The sequence below is a fragment of the Rothia nasisuis genome, from assembly GCF_928381405.1.
GTDB classification, from domain to species: Bacteria; Actinomycetota; Actinomycetes; order Actinomycetales; family Micrococcaceae; genus Rothia; species Rothia nasisuis.
This window is the reverse complement of sequence record NZ_CAKMSB010000002.1, coordinates 105,958-122,789: the sequence shown is the minus strand read 5'-3', so window position 1 is coordinate 122,789 and position 16,832 is coordinate 105,958. Positions and strand designations below refer to the sequence as shown.

Annotated in this window: 17 protein-coding genes; all 17 read left to right on the top strand. The window is 58.3% G+C overall.

The window, feature by feature from the left end:
- Positions 1 to 69: 69 nt before the first annotated feature.
- The 17 genes from dtd to L6966_RS01970 all read left to right on the top strand — a co-directional run bounded on the left by dtd (position 70) and on the right by L6966_RS01970 (position 16,819).
- Positions 70 to 504, top strand: a complete 435-nt coding sequence (dtd, locus tag L6966_RS02050; protein WP_083091094.1) for a D-aminoacyl-tRNA deacylase — start codon at positions 70 to 72, stop codon at positions 502 to 504.
- Positions 505 to 536: 32 nt separating this feature from the next.
- Positions 537 to 1,940: a replication-associated recombination protein A gene (locus tag L6966_RS02045; RefSeq protein WP_083091093.1), complete on the top strand. Its 1,404-nt coding sequence runs from the start codon at positions 537 to 539 to the stop codon at positions 1,938 to 1,940.
- Between the two features lie 358 nt (positions 1,941 to 2,298).
- The gene (gene rpsD / locus L6966_RS02040; RefSeq protein WP_083091092.1) at positions 2,299 to 2,931 is read left to right on the top strand and encodes a 30S ribosomal protein S4; all 633 of its coding nucleotides are present in this window, start codon (positions 2,299 to 2,301) and stop codon (positions 2,929 to 2,931) included.
- A gap of 291 nt (positions 2,932 to 3,222) precedes the next feature.
- Positions 3,223 to 3,630: a DUF948 domain-containing protein gene (locus L6966_RS02035; protein WP_083091091.1), complete on the top strand. Its 408-nt coding sequence runs from the start codon at positions 3,223 to 3,225 to the stop codon at positions 3,628 to 3,630.
- Complete coding sequence (locus L6966_RS02030; protein ID WP_083091090.1) at positions 3,631 to 4,095, top strand: hypothetical protein; 465 nt, start codon at positions 3,631 to 3,633, stop codon at positions 4,093 to 4,095.
- 60 nt (positions 4,096 to 4,155) lie between these two features.
- A complete protein-coding gene (gene alaS / locus L6966_RS02025) occupies positions 4,156 to 6,843 on the top strand; it encodes an alanine--tRNA ligase (RefSeq protein ID WP_237232790.1) in 2,688 nt (895 codons plus the stop codon).
- Positions 6,844 to 6,871: 28 nt separating this feature from the next.
- On the top strand, positions 6,872 to 7,390 hold the full coding sequence (gene ruvX, locus L6966_RS02020) for a Holliday junction resolvase RuvX (RefSeq protein ID WP_083091345.1): 519 nt from the start codon (positions 6,872 to 6,874) through the stop codon (positions 7,388 to 7,390).
- A complete protein-coding gene (gene mltG / locus L6966_RS02015) occupies positions 7,383 to 8,600 on the top strand; it encodes an endolytic transglycosylase MltG (protein WP_083091088.1) in 1,218 nt (405 codons plus the stop codon). The genes ruvX and mltG overlap by 8 nt, the downstream gene beginning before the upstream one ends.
- The gene (locus L6966_RS02010) at positions 8,600 to 9,526 is read left to right on the top strand and encodes a shikimate dehydrogenase (RefSeq protein ID WP_083091087.1); all 927 of its coding nucleotides are present in this window, start codon (positions 8,600 to 8,602) and stop codon (positions 9,524 to 9,526) included. The genes mltG and L6966_RS02010 overlap by 1 nt, the downstream gene beginning before the upstream one ends.
- A gap of 107 nt (positions 9,527 to 9,633) precedes the next feature.
- A complete protein-coding gene (aroC, locus tag L6966_RS02005) occupies positions 9,634 to 10,848 on the top strand; it encodes a chorismate synthase (protein WP_083091086.1) in 1,215 nt (404 codons plus the stop codon).
- Between the two features lie 2 nt (positions 10,849 to 10,850).
- Entirely contained in the window at positions 10,851 to 11,471 is a 621-nt protein-coding gene (locus L6966_RS02000; RefSeq protein WP_083091085.1) for a shikimate kinase, read from the top strand.
- On the top strand, positions 11,468 to 12,562 hold the full coding sequence (gene aroB / locus L6966_RS01995; protein ID WP_083091084.1) for a 3-dehydroquinate synthase: 1,095 nt from the start codon (positions 11,468 to 11,470) through the stop codon (positions 12,560 to 12,562). The genes L6966_RS02000 and aroB overlap by 4 nt, the downstream gene beginning before the upstream one ends.
- Positions 12,563 to 12,717: 155 nt before the next feature.
- A complete protein-coding gene (efp, locus tag L6966_RS01990) occupies positions 12,718 to 13,281 on the top strand; it encodes an elongation factor P (RefSeq protein WP_083091083.1) in 564 nt (187 codons plus the stop codon).
- 5 nt (positions 13,282 to 13,286) lie between these two features.
- A complete protein-coding gene (gene nusB / locus L6966_RS01985) occupies positions 13,287 to 13,697 on the top strand; it encodes a transcription antitermination factor NusB (RefSeq protein WP_083091082.1) in 411 nt (136 codons plus the stop codon).
- Between the two features lie 175 nt (positions 13,698 to 13,872).
- On the top strand, positions 13,873 to 14,502 hold the full coding sequence (gene pyrR / locus L6966_RS01980; RefSeq protein ID WP_237223917.1) for a bifunctional pyr operon transcriptional regulator/uracil phosphoribosyltransferase PyrR: 630 nt from the start codon (positions 13,873 to 13,875) through the stop codon (positions 14,500 to 14,502).
- A 4-nt stretch (positions 14,503 to 14,506) separates the two neighbouring features.
- Positions 14,507 to 15,490 (top strand): aspartate carbamoyltransferase catalytic subunit, encoded by a 984-nt coding sequence (locus tag L6966_RS01975; protein WP_237223915.1) that lies wholly within the window; start codon positions 14,507 to 14,509, stop codon positions 15,488 to 15,490.
- An 18-nt stretch (positions 15,491 to 15,508) separates the two neighbouring features.
- Complete coding sequence (locus L6966_RS01970) at positions 15,509 to 16,819, top strand: dihydroorotase (RefSeq protein ID WP_083091079.1); 1,311 nt, start codon at positions 15,509 to 15,511, stop codon at positions 16,817 to 16,819.
- Positions 16,820 to 16,832: the final 13 nt, after the last annotated feature.

The window sequence follows — 16,832 nt, the reverse complement described above, 5'->3', positions numbered from 1 at the left end:
TTTTTCTGGTCTTTTCTAGGGCAGTTGATAGGCTAGAACCGTCAGCCCCCTACATATATAGGAGCACCCATGCGCGCAGTTCTTCAACGGGTTACCTCAGCAACCGTTACCGTAGAGGGCCAAACGGTAGGGGCAATTGACCGGCCCGGCCTGCTGGTCCTGGTCGGCATAACCCACGAGGACGGCCCCGCTCAAGTGACTAAACTGGCTGAGAAAACAGCCAACCTGCGCCTGCTGGAGGGGGAACGGTCTGTGGTGGACGCCGCTGCCCCCGTGCTGGCCGTCAGCCAATTTACCCTCTATGGAGATGCGAAGAAGGGGCGGCGTCCGTCCTGGTCTGCGGCAGCTCCCGGACCGGTGAGCGAACCACTCTTTAACGACTATGTGCAGGCCCTGCGAGATGCGGGCGTCAGAGTCGAAACTGGCCGGTTCGGCGCATACATGCAGGTCAGTCTGGTCAATGATGGCCCGGTGACTCTGATTCTTGACACCGACGCCCTCTAGCCCCACTACCTACCGACACCTGAGAGGTCGCCATGGAACCCTCACTTTTCTTCTTTGATGACAGCCAGCCTGAGCAGGAATCTCATCACATCAAGCGCACCCGGGAACGTGCCCCTCTTGCAGTACGTATGCGGCCGCGGTCTTTGGACGAGGTGGTGGGGCAGAAACACCTGCTGGGTCTGGGATCACCGCTACGTGTGTTAGCAGGTGAGGGCGGTGGCCCTGCCGGGCCGAGTTCGGTGATTCTCTGGGGCCCTCCTGGAACAGGCAAAACCACCCTTGCGAACGTGATTGCTCAGGGTACGGGGCGGAAGTTCGTGGAGCTTTCAGCCATCACAGCCGGGGTCAAGGACGTTCGTGCGGTCATGGAACAGGCCCTTGAAGATCGCGACTTTCGCGGACTGACCACGGTGCTGTTTCTTGATGAGATTCACCGGTTTACCAAGGCCCAGCAGGATGCCCTTTTGCCGGGGGTCGAGAACCGGTGGGTGGTTTTGGTGGCAGCAACAACCGAGAATCCCTCCTTTTCCGTAATCTCTCCGTTACTGTCACGCTCGATTCTGCTCACACTCCAGGGGCTGACCGATGCCGATATTGAAGAACTACTTGACAGGGCGGTTACTGATTCACGAGGTCTGGCCGGTCAGGTAAAACTAGAAGCCGACGCTCAGGAGCACCTGGTGAAGCTAGCTGCGGGAGATGCCCGCAAGGCTCTCACGTCTTTGGAGGCGGCTGCAGCTGTGGCTTTTGGAGAGGCCACAGGTGCCGGTACCGTCTTTTCCGCTGAGCACCCGGTGACCGTCACACAGGAACACGCCCAGCAGGCGCTGACCCAGTCGGTGGTTCGCTACGACAAGAAGGGCGATCAACACTATGACGTTATCAGTGCCTTTATCAAGTCAATTCGTGGTTCTGATGTCGATGCGGCCTTGCATTACCTGGCGCGCATGATCGAAGCGGGGGAGGATCCACGGTTTATTGCCCGCCGCCTAGTTGTACATGCTAGTGAGGATATCGGTATGGCCGACCCCACCGCTCTGACAGCTGCGGTAAATGCTGCGCAGGCAGTGCAGCTGGTGGGCCTACCGGAGGCCCGGCTTAATCTGGCGCAGGCGACGGTGCACCTCGCCACGGCACCAAAATCTAATGCCGTGTACAAGGCTATTGATGGAGCCCTGGCGGACGTCCGTGCAGGTTTGGCAGGGCCGGTTCCCCTACATCTGCGTGATGCTCACTACCCAGGTGCGAGTGGCTTGGGGCACGGCAAGGGCTATGTTTACCCTCACCATGAAAAGAACGGGGTGGCCCAGCAGGTATACGCACCTGAGGGACTGGTGGGTAAGACCTACTTTCAACCCACAGCCTTCGGTGGGGAGCGGGAATTAGGGGAGCGCCTTGCCCGCATAAAGTCCCTGCTACATACCAGGACGCACTAGAGCAGCAGATTCCTGATGTGCACAAACCCACATCAAGCCGCCATATTCGCTACAGACTTCACGTGCTCGGGGCTGTACACTATTAACTTGGCTGGCAGACTACCCAAAACGCAGTGACCCGCCTGTGCCCGTGCGTTCTGACCTGGGGCAGGGAAAGGGCAATCGATCACCGGGTAGCTCGTAGTACCAAGAGTGCGGCTGCTCTATACTCTCCACCACCCAAATCCGTGGGTGGCACATACGGAGGCCAGACCACCAGAAGAATGGCACCCCTCACCGCGCGTGAGAGGAAAGCTCAGCACACCACCGTTTATGCGTTACGAGCCGTGCCAACCGCTAAAGAAAAGGAATACGAACTGTGGCAAACCACAACCGTACCCGCCGTACCGTGCGTCAGTCACGTGCCCTCGGCATCGCGCTGACCCCCAAGGCTGAAAAGTACCTCGAGCGCCGTCCCTACGGCCCCGGCCAGCACGGCCGTAGCCGCAAGAAGGCAGACTCAAACTACGCTGTTCAGCTGCGTGAAAAGCAGCGTCTGCGCGCACAGTACAACATCCGTGAAGCACAGATGCGCCGCGCCTACCTCGAAGCTAAGCGCATCGAAGGCCAGACCGGTAAGAACCTGGTCGAGATTCTCGAAACCCGCCTGGACGCCCTCGTCTTGCGCTCAGGTTTCGCTCGCACCATCGCGCAGGCTCGTCAGCTCGTCGTTCACCGCCACATCATGGTAGACGGCATCCGCGTTGACCGCCCCTCCTTCCGCGTCAAGCCCGGCCAGCTCATCCACGTTCACCCCAAGAGCGAGAAGATGGCGCCCTTCCAGGTTGCAGCCACCGGTGCGCACCAGGACGTCCTGCCCGACACCCCCGCTTACCTGAATGTAGAGATTGAGAAGCTCCACGCTAAGCTTGAGCGCGCGCCCAAGCGTGAAGAAATTCCCGTCACTTGCGAAGAGCAGCTCGTGGTTGAATACTACTCACGCCTGGCCTAATCACGCCGAGCATTAGCCAGCCCGCACCCACCCTGTTCCGGGGAGAAGGTGCGGGCTGGCCCCTTTAAGGCTCTCCTCAGTCGGTGTCATTTTTGCTGTGCCACCGCAAGAAGATGGGGGCACAGACTACCGGTGCGGCTGGGTTAGGTAAACGCAGTGACAGGCTCAGATGTGATAGGTTCGACCGGGCAAAATGTGCAAAAAATTCCGTGCATCCCCATACGTCAAGTAAGATTGTTACCAAATCGTGTTCTTAAGGGTAGACGATGCCTACCAGAAAGCAGGTGCCCCATGAGTGGAGCAGACATCGCAGGTCTTATTGCCGCAGGGGTCTTTGCCGTACTCGTTGCCCTGTTGGCTCTACCCATCATCAAGCTGGGCAGGGTCTTTGACGAACTCACGACCACCATCAAATCGCTGAACGACGAGACGGCCCCGCTTATCGGCGAAGTCACCAAGACAGTGACCTCTACCAATGCGCAGATTGAGAAGGTTGACAGCATTACCTCCAACGTCTCAGATGCCTCAGCTAATGTGTCAGCTCTCTCGTCACTGGTCACCTCGACCGTTGGGCAACCCCTCATTAAAGTCGCAGCTTTCTCGCACGGCATTCGCAAGGCTGTCAGGGGTGACGCGGCTGGGCCTTCACCCGTTCCACCGCGTAGCCAGGCTGAGGCCAGCGCCGCTGAGGAGTTCTAAATGGGTCTGCTCAAAAACGTTCTACTCATCACCGGTGGAGCAGCAGCAGGCTTCCTGGCCACCCGCACCAGGGTGGCGAAACCCGCTCGCACCGATGTGGAAGTTAAAACCAAAACCACCCTTGAACGGTTCACCAGCGAAGGCGGTACCATGGCTCGATTCTTCGATTCCACCTACGGGGCTCCCTTCAAGAATGCGGCCCTTAAGGCATTGGGGTTTGCAGCCACCGTCAAGGCTGGTATGGACGAAAAAGAAGCCGAACTTAAGAACCGCTTTGATGCCCAGACACAGGACGTCCGCCCCGGCTCCTTAGACACCTGGCAGCAACTACCACCCGATAACTCGCCCACCGGCGTCATGGATTCCGATGCCCTGCCCTCAGCAGTTAGCCGTGAGGGCCGCGAAGCGGAGGTTCGCAAGCGTCTGGCCCGCGATGCAGAGCTCGGCAAAGACTTCTTCGCCTAAAACTTTTAGCCTCTAGCAGGCCCCCAGATTTAAACCCAAACCAAAGGAAGATACTCCTCGATGCTTTCACAGGAAATCTCACAGCGCTGGATTAGCTTTTTCGAAAAGCGCGGGCACACCGTGGTACCTTCGGCTTCTCTTGTCTCTCATGAGCCCGGTGCTATGTTCACTATCGCTGGCATGGTGCCCTTTATTCCTTACTTCCTAGGCCGTGAAACTCCCCCCTTTTCTCGCGCCGTGAGCGTACAGAAATGTATCCGTACCCTGGATATTGACGAGGTCGGTAAGACCGCCCGCCACGGCACCTTCTTTCAGATGGCCGGTAACTTCTCTTTTGGTGATTACTTCAAGAAGGAGGTCATTCCCTGGGCCTACGAGCTGCTGACCTCGTCCCTTGAGGAAGGCGGCTACGGCCTTGACCCCGACCGTCTTTGGGTTACTGTGTATGAGGGCGACGACGAGGCCTACAACATCTGGGTTAATGACGTAAAGTTCCCCGCCGAGCGGATCCAGAAGATGGGCATGTCAGAAAACTACTGGTCCACCGGCCAACCCGGCCCCGCAGGCCCCGATTCCGAGATTTTCTACGACCGCGGCCCCGAATATGGTAAAGAGGGCGGCCCCGCGGCTGATGATGATCGCTACATTGAAATCTGGAACCTGGTCTTTATGCAGTACCAGCGTGGTGAGGGCACTGGCAAAGATTCCTTCGAGATTCTGGGTGATCTTCCCACAAAGAATATTGACACCGGCCTGGGCGTAGAGCGCCTGGCCATGCTCCTGCAGAACGTTGAGAACTTCTATGAAACCGACCAGGTGCGCCCTGTGCTTGATGCGGCCTCGCAGCTCTCAGGAAAGAAGTACCACGGGTCTGAGAACGCCTCAGATGAGGGATACGAGGACGATGTGCGTATGCGCGTGGTTGCCGACCACGTCCGCTCCTCACTCATGCTGATTGCCGACGGGGTTACTCCCTCCAATGAAGGCCGGGGCTATATTCTTCGACGCCTTATGCGCCGCGCCATTCGCGCTATGCGCCTCTTGGGCGTCACTGAACCCTGCCTGCCCGTGCTCTTCCCGGCCTCGCGTGACGCTATGGCAGGTGCCTACCCTGTGGTCGCCGAAGACTTTGAGCGTATCTCCCGTATTGCCTACGCCGAAGAGAAGGCCTTCCTCAAGACCATTGAGTCCGGTACCTCCCGCCTTGAGGAGGCAGTTGCCTCTGCCAAGGCAGCCGGTAAGGGTGAGGTTTCTGGCGCAGATGCCTTTGCCCTACACGATACCTACGGCTTCCCCATTGACCTGACCCTAGAAATGGCAGAAGAAGCCGGTGTAAAGGTTGATGAGGCCCAGTTCCGCGCCCTCATGGAAGAGCAGCGCCACCGTGCCCAGGCCGACGCCAAGGCCAAGAAGGGCGGAATGGCTGACCTCTCTGTCTTTCGAGAGATGGCTGATGAGCGCGGCTCTATCTTCACCGGTTATGATGAGCTGCGCACCGAAACCACCCTGCGCGCCGTTCTCATTGACGGTGTGAGCGTTCCGGTAGCGTCTGCTGGTCAGAAGGTCGAAGTTGTACTTGACAAGACCCCTTTCTACGCCGAGGCAGGTGGCCAGGCCGCTGACACCGGAGTGATTTCTGGTAACGGCTTCACCATCGATGTGTCAGACGTACAGCAACCCGTTAAAGGTCTTTCTGTACACCGTGCTGTGGTGCGTGAGGGTGAGGCAGTAGCTGGCGCTCCTGTGATTGCCCAGGTGGACGTTCAGCGCCGCCGCGACGGCGAAAAGGCTCACTCTGGTACCCACATCATCCATGCTGCCCTCCACCAAGTACTCGGCAATGAGGCAACCCAGCGCGGCTCTTTCAACAAGGAGGGCTACCTACGCTTCGACTTCGCCTGGAGCGAGGGTCTCTCAAACTCGGCAAAGCAGGAGGTCGAAGAAGTTGCTAACACCGCAATTCGCGACAACTTCGAGACCATCACCCGCACCATGCCCCTGGACGAGGCTAAGAAGCTGGGTGCCATGAGCCTCTTCGGCGAGAAGTATGGCGATACCGTGCGCGTGGTCGAAATGGGCGGCGAGTTCTCCCGCGAGCTCTGCGGCGGCACTCACGTTAGTTCAACCGCCCAGATTGGTTCGCTGACCCTGCTCACCGAGCAGTCTGTCGGCTCCGGCAACCGCCGCGTTGAAGCGCTGGTGGGCTTAGACTCCTTCAACCACCTGGCAGCTGAGCGCACCCTGGTCAACCAGCTGACCGGTCTGATGAAGGTTCAGTCCTCGGCTGAACTGCCCGAGAAGATTAACCAGACCCTGACCAAGCTCAAGGAAGCTGAGAAAGAACTGGCCAAGCTCCGCAAGGAAAAGCTACAGGCGGAGGCCGGTAAGCTGACCGAGTCAGCCCAGACGGTTGGTTCCGTACGCACTCTGCTACACAACGCTGGCGAGCTGGACGCCAATGCCGTGCGTGAACTGGCCCTTGACCTGCGTGGCCGCCTGGGCGAAGAGGCCGCTACCGTGGCTGTAGCCGGTGTAAACAACGGCCGCCCTGTCATTCTGGTAGCTACCAACCAGGCAGCTCGCGATGCGGGTGTGAAGGCGGGCGCTCTCGTCCGCATCGCCGCAGGTGTACTGGGCGGTGGCGGTGGCGGTAAAGACGACGTCGCCCAGGGCGGCGGGCAGGATCCCACCGCAATTGACGCAGCTTTTACCGCAATTCGCTCCGCGATTTCCGAGCTGGGAGCCTAGCACCGTGACCTTCACCAGAGGCCGCCGCATGGGAGTCGACGTGGGGAATGCTCGCGTCGGCCTAGCCCTGTGCGACCCCGACGGCATACTCGCAACCCCGCTCAAAACCCTACGTCGCGATATGAAAAAGAACTCAGATCGGCGTGTGCTCCGTAAACTTATCGAGGTTAACGACGTGACCGAGGTGTTTGTGGGGCTCCCTCGAACCATGGGTGGGGGAGAGAGCCCTTCAACCGTGATGGCTCGTGACTACGCCGAGGCCCTGGTTCAAGAACTTGCCGATGATGGTACCCCCTTGCCCGTGTGGTTGGTGGACGAGCGACTCACCACGGTGAGCGCTCACCGCTCCCTACATGAGGCAGGGGTATCGAGCAGAGACTTTAAAACTATGGTCGATCAGGTTGCTGCGGTCAATATCCTGCAGCATGCGGTCGATACCCTCAAAGCGGGGCAGCATCTAGCTGGTTACCTGGTTGAAGATACCAAGAACACCGCCAACCCTGCCCAGCCGACCTTCAACGACGAAACGGAGAACCCGCATGTCTGAGAACACGAGTTCTAGCCGCCGCCCTCGCCGCACCAGAAACCAGCAGACAGATCTTAGCGGTATTCTTGGGCCAGCGGACGGTGGCTCTGGGAGTGGATTCTTTACCGAAGTTGAGTACGAACACGGCACCAGAGCTGATCCGAGAGAGCAACGAAAGCGCCGCTCACGTAACTTCCTCATTTCCGCAGGTATCCTTTTCACCGTGGCTCTCATCTTGGTGCTCTCTGTGCTAGCCCCTCAATTTGGCTGGTTCGAGCGGAAAGATTACGCCGGTGAAGGTAACGGAACTGAAGTGACCTTTGTTGTTAAGGAAGGCGAGGGAGCTATTTCCATCGCTGCTGCCCTCGAAGAGCAGGGCATCATTGCCAACGCTGACCGCTTCCTTGATGTCTACAGTGAGACCGCGCCCGGCCAGTACTTCCAACCCGGTGAATACAAGCTCCAAGAAGAGATGAGTAGCTCATCCGCCCTAAGCAAGCTCCTGCGCTTTGACGATGCCAACACAAACTACGTAGCCGTTGACCGTACCTGGCGTATGGACAAGACCTTCGAGGCCTTGGCCACCGGCACCGGTATTAGCGTGCAAGAATTTAAGTCTCTGGGGGAGAACCCCGAGGAATTTGGTATTCCCTCCCAGTTCCCCACGATAGAGGGCTTCCTCTACCCGGGTGAGTACAGATTCCCCAAGGACGCAGGTGCCAAGGAAATCCTGCAGATGATGGTCGATAACACCAAGCAGCAGCTTGAGGCTGATGGTGTAACCGGTGACGACCGTATCTTCCATGTCATTACAGTCGCGTCTATTCTGGAGTTTGAGGGTAGAGAGGCTGACTACAAACCCATCGCTGGTGCTATTGAAAATCGTATGAATAATCCCGACGGTGAAACCAGCGGCTTCTTGCAGTCAGACGCTACTGTAGCCTACGGTCTGGGTATTCAGAGCTACCATATCTCGAATGAGCAGAAGCAGGACGCCAGCAACAAATACAACACCTTCTACTACAAGGGACTACCGGCTGGCCCCATTGGTTCACCCGGTGCAGCAGCCATCAAGGCGGCAGCTGATCCAGAAAAGAATAATTACTACTTCTGGGTGACAGTTGATCTTTTCACCGGTGAGACCCTCTTTGCCGAGACCTATGAAGAGCACCTCCAGAACGTAGAGATCTACGATAGGTTCTGTGAGACTCACGAAGGCGTCTGTTCCTAATGACGTGTGAACCGATTGCGTGCCCCAAGGCTTTTGTCTTGGGGCACCCCATTAAGCACAGCAAGTCACCCCTGCTGCACCGGGCCGCCTACCAGCAGCTCAATGAGCACATCATCTATGAGCGGCGTGACACTACGGAGGAGCAGGTAGCGGCCGTTTTCGACGAGCTTGGCCCAGATGCGGGCACCTGCGGTTTTTCGGTCACTATGCCGCTCAAGACCGTGGTCATGGAACACCTAGACGAGCTGACCCCTTTCGCGCAGGCCGTGGGAGTGGTCAACACCGTCTTCTGGCGCAAGAACGCCGAGGGGAATAGACGAGCCTACGGGCACAACACGGACGTATCGGGTATCGTCAATGCCCTGCGTCAGGCCGGAGTGGAAGGAGCACCCCGTTCTGCAGCCATTATTGGTGGCGGGGGTACCGCAACAGCAGCACTAGCTGCCTTAGCCTACCTGGGCACGGAAAACGTCCTGGTCTTCGTACGTGACCCAGCACGAGCCCTCGGCGTATCGGATGCTGCGGCCCGTCTGGGCCTGAACATCAACTTTGCCAATATCGCCAGTTTCAGCCAGCTTTACCAGAGCTTTGATGTGACCGTATCCACCCTACCCTCCGGGGCAGCCGATGCCTTACTGATGGGAGCTCCCCGGCACCCGGCCAAAGTGCTCCTTGATGTCTCGTATGACCCCTGGCCCTCACCGCTTGCCAGCGCCTGGCAACAGCGAGGAGGGGCGGTCACCAGTGGGCTAGAGATGCTCATGTACCAGGCCGTCGACCAGGTTAAGCTCTTTACCGGGCGCACCCTGGAGGAGCGGTTACCGAACCAGGCTGAGGTTCTAGCCGCTATGCGCCAGGCTATCGGGTTAGCTGTAACTGGTTTTGCCCCCGAACTCGTGAGCGATCCCGCCAAGCTCACCCGCTAATACGAAATCTCTCGCATGGTGAAGCCAAGGTTTGCTATCAGCGCCCAGATTTGCCAATCTTAGAACACTAGACCCACAAAGTAACGGCACAACAAAGAAGGTTAGAGATGCTGCGTTGGCTCACAGCCGGGGAATCACACGGTGAAGCTCTGGTCGGAATTATTGAAGGTGTACCCGCAGGCGTCGAACTGACCAGTGAGATGGTCCGCGATGCCCTGGCCCGCCGCCGTCTCGGTTACGGCCGCGGTGCCCGCATGAAGTTTGAAGAGGACCGCGTCCGCATCCTTGGCGGCGTGCGCCACGGTCTTACCCAGGGCGGGCCCGTTGCTCTTGAAATCGCCAACACGGAGTGGCCCAAGTGGGTTGATGTTATGTCATCTGATCCCGTAGATCCAGCTCTCATCGAGAACCGTGCCCGCAATGCGGCGCTGACCCGCCCCCGCCCGGGCCACGCCGACTTTGCCGGTATGCAGAAGTACGGCTTTGACGAATCCCGCCCCGTATTGGAACGCGCCAGTGCCCGCGAGACCGCAACCCGCGTAGCCCTGGGTGTTGTCGCGGCCCAGATCCTCAAGGCTCTAGGAGTAGAGCTGGTCAGCCACACCACCGCTATTGCCGAGGTGGCAGCGCCGATTGACGCGCCGCGTCCTACCCCTCGCGATGTAGCCGCCCTCGATGCTGACCCCCTGCGCTGCTTCGACGCAGCTACCTCTGAAGCTATGGTAGCTACTGTCGATAAGGCTCACAAGGACGGTGAAACCCTGGGCGGTGTGGTTGAAGTTCTGGCCTACGGCCTGCCCCCGGGCCTTGGCTCCTACGTGCACTGGGACCGCCGCCTTGACGCGCGTTTAGCCGCGGCCCTCATGGGTATTCAAGCCATCAAGGGTGTAGAAGTTGGCGACGGCTTTGAAACCGCCAAGCGCCCCGGCACCCGCGCCCACGACGAAATTGTACCCGGCGAACACGGGGTACACCGCGTCTCTAACCGCGCAGGAGGCATTGAAGGTGGCATGACCATCGGTGACCTTCTCCGCGTTCGCGCGGCCATGAAGCCTATCGCCACCGTACCTAAGGCTTTGGCCACCATCGACACCTCTACCGGTGAGGTGGCCCGAGCCCACCATCAGCGCTCAGATGTATGTGCGGTGCCAGCAGCCGGCGTCGTTGCAGAAGCCATGGTCGCCCTGGTGCTGGCCGAAGCCGCCCTCGAAAAGTTTGGCGGAGACTCCATCACCGAAACCCGCCGTAATATGGATTCCTACCTGGCAGCCATCCCTGAGTCCCTTGCCTGGGAATCAAACGTAGCAGGGTGGAACGACTAGAGATGCCCAACCGATCACGTGACCGCGCGATCGACATGACCGAGGCGCTCGCGCCCAACCAGGTGCGCGAGGTGCAAGAAACCTATATCGAAAAATCTCGCCCGGTCGTGATTATCGGCCCTATGGCAGCGGGTAAATCCTACATAGGTACGCATCTGGCGCGCTTCTACGGCTACGAATTCCTCGACTCTGACTATCTCATCGTCGAGAAATACGGTGAGGTATCGCAGCTTTTCGTTGACTACGGTGAAGCCGAGTTTAGACGCATTGAGGCGGAGATTATCAAGGACGTGCTCACCTCGCCCTCCCGCCGCAACACCATTTTCTCCCTGGGAGGGGGAGCGCCTATGACCCCGGCCGTCGCTGATATGCTGGCCGCCGAAACCGTTATCTACATTAAGGTTGACGCTGAAACCGTGGCACCTCGCATTCAAAACAGCAAGACCCGGCCCCTGCTGCAACCCAACCCAATTGAAAAATGGACCCAGATTTTCGAGGCCCGCCGCCACCGCTACGAAGAGCTCGCCAGCTATACCCTAGATGCTTGCGGTGGCCGCGGTATCGCAGATATGGCCGCAGAAATTCAGAACTTCATCATCAACAGTCGCAAGGAGACGGCATGAGCGAAGCCCCAACCACCGTCATTTCCGTCACCGGCAATCAGCCTTCTGAGAACTACGACGTTTTAGTTGGCCATAATTTGCTCGGTGAAATCCCCGGCATACTCGGGCCACGCACCCAGCGGATTCTCGTGATTCATCCCCGGGCCCTGCGTTCGACCGGTGAGCTGGTTATGGACCAGATGCGCACTGCGGGGTTTGATGCCTTTTCGGCTGAAATTCCGGATGCTGAAGAAGGTAAACATATTCAGGTCGCAGCCTTCTGCTGGCAGGTGCTGGGCCAAAACGACTTCACCCGCACCGACGCTATCATCGCTGTAGGCGGCGGCGCCGTCACCGACCTCGCAGGCTTTGTAGCAGCCACCTGGTTGCGCGGCGTCCGCGTCATTCACGTCCCCACCACCCTGCTGGGTATGGTCGATGCGGCTGTGGGTGGTAAAACCGGTATCAATACCGCCGAGGGCAAGAATCTGGTGGGGGCCTTCCACCCGCCCGCCGCTGTGCTGTGCGAACTGGGTGTGTTACGTACCCTGCCTCTCAATGAGCTGTTGACCGGTATGGCCGAGGTGATTAAATGCGGCTTTATTGCCGACCCGGTCATTCTTGACCTGCTGGAGGCTAAACCTGGCGAGATTCGTGATTCTCAGTCTGACGTGGTGCGTGAACTGATTGAAAGGTCCATCCGTGTTAAGGCTAAGGTCGTCTCAGAAGACCTCAAGGAGTCAGGCCGCCGAGAGTTCCTCAACTACGGCCATACTCTGGGCCACGCTATCGAACACGCAGAGCGCTACCAGTGGCGACACGGTGCCGCTGTTGCTGTGGGCATGGTTTTCGCAGCGGAGCTTTCTTTGGCCGCTGGCTACCTGGACGAGGCCACTGTTGAGCGAACCCGCACCATTTGCGCCGCCCTGGACCTGCCCACGTCCTACCCCGCAGACCGCTGGCCCAAGCTGCTTGAAACCATGCGCCGTGACAAAAAAGCTCGCGGCAATATGCTCCGGTTCGTTGTGCTCGAAGGCGTCGGCCGCCCCCGCATCTATGAGGTACCCGATGACTCTATTCTCTTTATGACCTACCAAGAGATCGCCGCCTAACCCTTCGGCGAAAGCCGTCCTCCCAATATCTCGTGTGAGTCTCACCAAGAAACCCCGCAAAGGCGTGGAGCACACGGTAGACTTGTCTACGGTTTATCGCGGGAAGCCCCGCAACGATTATTGAAAACTTAAATTTTTTTTTAGAGGAGAGTCTGTTGGCTACTACCGCAGATATCAAGAACGGTGTCGTACTCAAGATTGACGGAAATCTCTGGTCTGTCATTGAATTTCAGCATGTCAAGCCCGGTAAGGGCGGTGCTTTTGTGCGCACCAAGCTGCGCAACGTCACCTCCGGTAAGGTCGTCGATAAGACCTTCAACGCAGGCGCTAAGGTTGAGACCGCAACCGTCGACCGCTCCGACTACCAGTACCTCTACCAGGACGGCACCGACTATGTCTTTATGGATATGAAGACCTACGACCAGATTAATGTATCTGAGGTCACCGTCGGTGATGCCGCCAAATACATGCTCGAAAATCAGACCGCAACCATCGCCATGCACGAAGGTTCACCCCTCTACATCGAGCTACCTGCCTCTGTCGTCCTCGAAATCACCTACACCGAACCCGGCCTGCAGGGTGATCGCTCCACAGGCGGAACCAAGCCAGCGACCGTTGAAACCGGCGCCGAAATTCAGGTTCCCCTTTTCCTTGAGACCGGCACCAGGGTCAAGGTCGATACCCGCACAGGCGACTACCTCGGCCGCGTCAACGACTAAGCACCGTGAATTCAAGAACTAAAGCTCGACTTCGCGCCCTCGAAGTTCTGTTTGAGGCAGATCAGCGGGGCGACGATATCATCGACGTTCTGGTTCGTCGCCGTGCCTACACTGCCGCGCAGATTTCCCTCTATTCTGAGCAGATTGTTCGTGGAGTGCGTGACCATGATGAAGAGATTCGAGAGTACATAGAAACATATGCCCAGGACTGGACTATGGATCGCATGCCCTCCGTTGATCGCGTTGCCCTGCGCTTAGGTGCCTGGGAGCTACTTTTTAACGACGAGATTCCTGATGCGGTAGCTATTTCAGAAGCCACCGGGCTGGTTCGGCTGCTGTCAACGGGTGACTCACCCAAGTTCGTCAACGGCCTGCTCGACCGTCTGCGTCAGGTCAAGCCGACCCTGCTGGCCTAGACCCATAGGTACCATCTAAGTCAGAAAAACCCACCAACTAGGTGGGTTTTTCTGACTTAGATGGTACCTACTGAAATGTGTCTCAAATTTAGCCGTCGTGAGGGTGGACGTGGTAAATTGTGTGGTGACAGCAACCTTTAAGTCCGTCCTGTGAGGCGGGAAAGGAGGCCGGCATATGACCGATACCACCGGTGTACCCACACCCAGCGCATCAGATGCGACCCAGCGGACTATTCTCGAAGCAGCCGATATCGAGCGTGCGCTTACCCGTATTGCCCACGAAATTCTAGAGGCTAACAAGGGTAGCCAGGGCCTGGTTCTTCTCGGTATTCCGCGCCGTGGTTTTCCTTTAGCGCAGCGTCTAGCGGCAAAGATTGCCCAGACTGACTCAGACTTTGACCCAGCTTTTTCTCTCGGGCAGCTTGATATCACCATGTACCGGGATGACCTACGCACTAAGCCCGGGCGAACCCCCGAACCCACCCGCCTGCCGGCATCCGGTCTGGAAGGCAAAAGAGTCGTACTGGTTGACGACGTTCTTTACTCCGGGCGTACGATTCGTTCGGCCCTCGACGCCCTGAAAGATTACGGACGCCCGGCTGTAGTCCGCCTTGCGGTTTTGGTTGACCGGGGGCACCGACAACTTCCCATCAGGGCAGATCATGTGGGTAAAAACCTCCCCACGAGCTCTGACGAGGCAGTCAAAGTTCTCCTTGAATCCATTGACGGGGTCAGCGATCGCGTCATCATTGCCCAAGCCGAACACGCGACAGCCCAGATCACCGACCAGCAATCGGGGGAGTAGTTCCGTGCGCCATTTACTTGACACTAAAGACCTGACCCTGGGCGATGCCCTCAACATTCTTGACACCGCCGACTATATGGGCGAGGTTGGCAGGCGCGAGGTTAAGAAGCTACCCGTACTGCAGGGCCGTACCGTGGTCAACCTCTTCTTTGAAGACTCCACCCGCACGAGGCTTTCCTTTGAAGCCGCAGAAAAGCGCTTGTCAGCCGACATTATTAACTTTTCAGCCAAGGGTTCTTCGGTATCAAAGGGTGAGTCGCTGAAAGACACCGCTCAGACTTTGGCCGCTATTAACGCCGACGCTGTCGTCATTCGGCATTCGGCTTCGGGCGCTCCGCAACGGTTGGCAGAAACCGCCTGGATTGATGTTCCCGTACTCAACGCTGGTGATGGTACCCATGCCCACCCAACCCAGGCCCTGCTGGATGCCATGACTCTGCGCCAGTTCAAGGCTCAGGTCGAGGGCGTAGCGACCCGGGGGCTCACCCTTGAAGGTATGCGTGTGGCAATCGTGGGGGATATTCTGCACTCCCGTGTGGCGCGTTCAAACCTTTGGTTACTTCATACCCTGGGGGCCGCTGTAAAGTTTGTTGCTCCTCCCACCCTGCTACCCGTTGACATTGCACACTGGCCTGCTGAGGTCTACTACAGTCTTGATGATGCCATCGAGTCTGGTGTGGATGCGGTGATGATGCTCCGTATTCAAAAGGAGCGCATGAACTCAGCCTTTTTCCCGTCATCTCAGGAATACTCTCGCCTGTGGGGGCTGACGCCCGAGCGTTTTTCCGCCCTTGATACAGCGGGCCACGAAACCGCAATTTTGCACCCGGGCCCGATGAACCGAGGCCTCGAGATTTGTGCTGAGGCTGCTGACTCACCCCGCTCCTGGGTACTGCGCCAGGTCACTAACGGTGTCTCTGTGCGTATGGCTGTGCTTTACCTGCTCATGACCGGTGGTTCTGCCGCCGACTTTTACCCCGGCATCTAAGCGATGAAAGAGAAGAACATGACTGAAACTGCGTACCTCATCAAGGGCGCCTCACTGCTGGGCGAGAAAACCGCCGATATCCTGATTAGCGCTGGGCTTATTGCGCAGGTTGGTGAGAACCTCCAGGACGACACCGCACAGGTCATCGAGGCTGGAGGGCTAATCGCTTTGCCTGGGTTGGTTGATCTGCACACCCACCTGCGCGAGCCCGGTCAAGAAGATGCCGAGACCGTTGAAACCGGTACCCGGGCGGCGGCCCTGGGCGGCTACACCGCAGTCTTTGCGATGGCTAACTCTAACCCTGTGGCAGATACAGCAGGTGTGGTGGAACAGGTCTACGAGCTGGGTAAGAATTCTGGCTGGGTCAAGGTGCAGCCCATTGGCGCTGTGACTGTTGGCCTGGCGGGGGAGCGGTTGAGTGAGATTGGTGCTATGGCGGAGTCTCGCGCCCAGGTGCGTGTCTTCTCTGACGATGGTATGTGTGTCTGGGACCCGGCCCTCATGCGCCGGGCCCTCGAATACGTGAAGACCTTCAAAGGCGTCATTGCCCAGCACGCTCAGGAGCCCCGCCTGACCGAGGGCGCTCAGATGAATGAGGGCAGGGTATCGGCTGAGCTGGGCCTAGCTGGCTGGCCCGCAGTAGCCGAGGAGTCTATTATCGCCCGCGACGTTCTGCTGGCCGAGCACGTTGGCTCCCGCCTGCACATCTGCCACTTGTCTACCAAGGGGTCGGTTGAGATTGTGCGCTGGGCTAAGGAGCGCGGTATCGAGGTGACTGCTGAGGTAACCCCTCATCACCTGCTCCTGACCGATGAGCTGGTACGCACCTATGACCCCGTGTATAAGGTCAACCCGCCCCTGCGCACCGAGGAGGACGTGCTGGCTCTGCGCCAGGCTGTTGCTGACGGCATCATCGACATTATCGGTACCGACCATGCACCCCATCCCGCTGAATCTAAAGACTGCGAGTGGGCCTGTGCAGCCAACGGTATGACCGGTCTGGAGCAGGCTCTGTCCATCGTTCAGAAGACCCTGGTCGATACCGGGTACATCACCTGGTCTGATGTTGCGCGCATCATGAGCACCAGGCCCGCCGAGATTGGGTTGGCAGCTGATCAGGGGCGGCCGCTCGAAGAGGGCGAACCCGCCCACCTGGTGCTGGTTGATCCCTCAGCCGTCCGCGTCATCGACCCTGCCACTCAGGCCACCAAGGGCAAGAATAACCCCTACCGAGGCCTCGAAGTACCCGGTTCGGTCGTGGCTACCTTCTTTGGCGGCCACCCAACAGTGCTTGACGGCAAACTCAACACCCCCGTAAACCGGTCCTAAACCTCTCACGTCT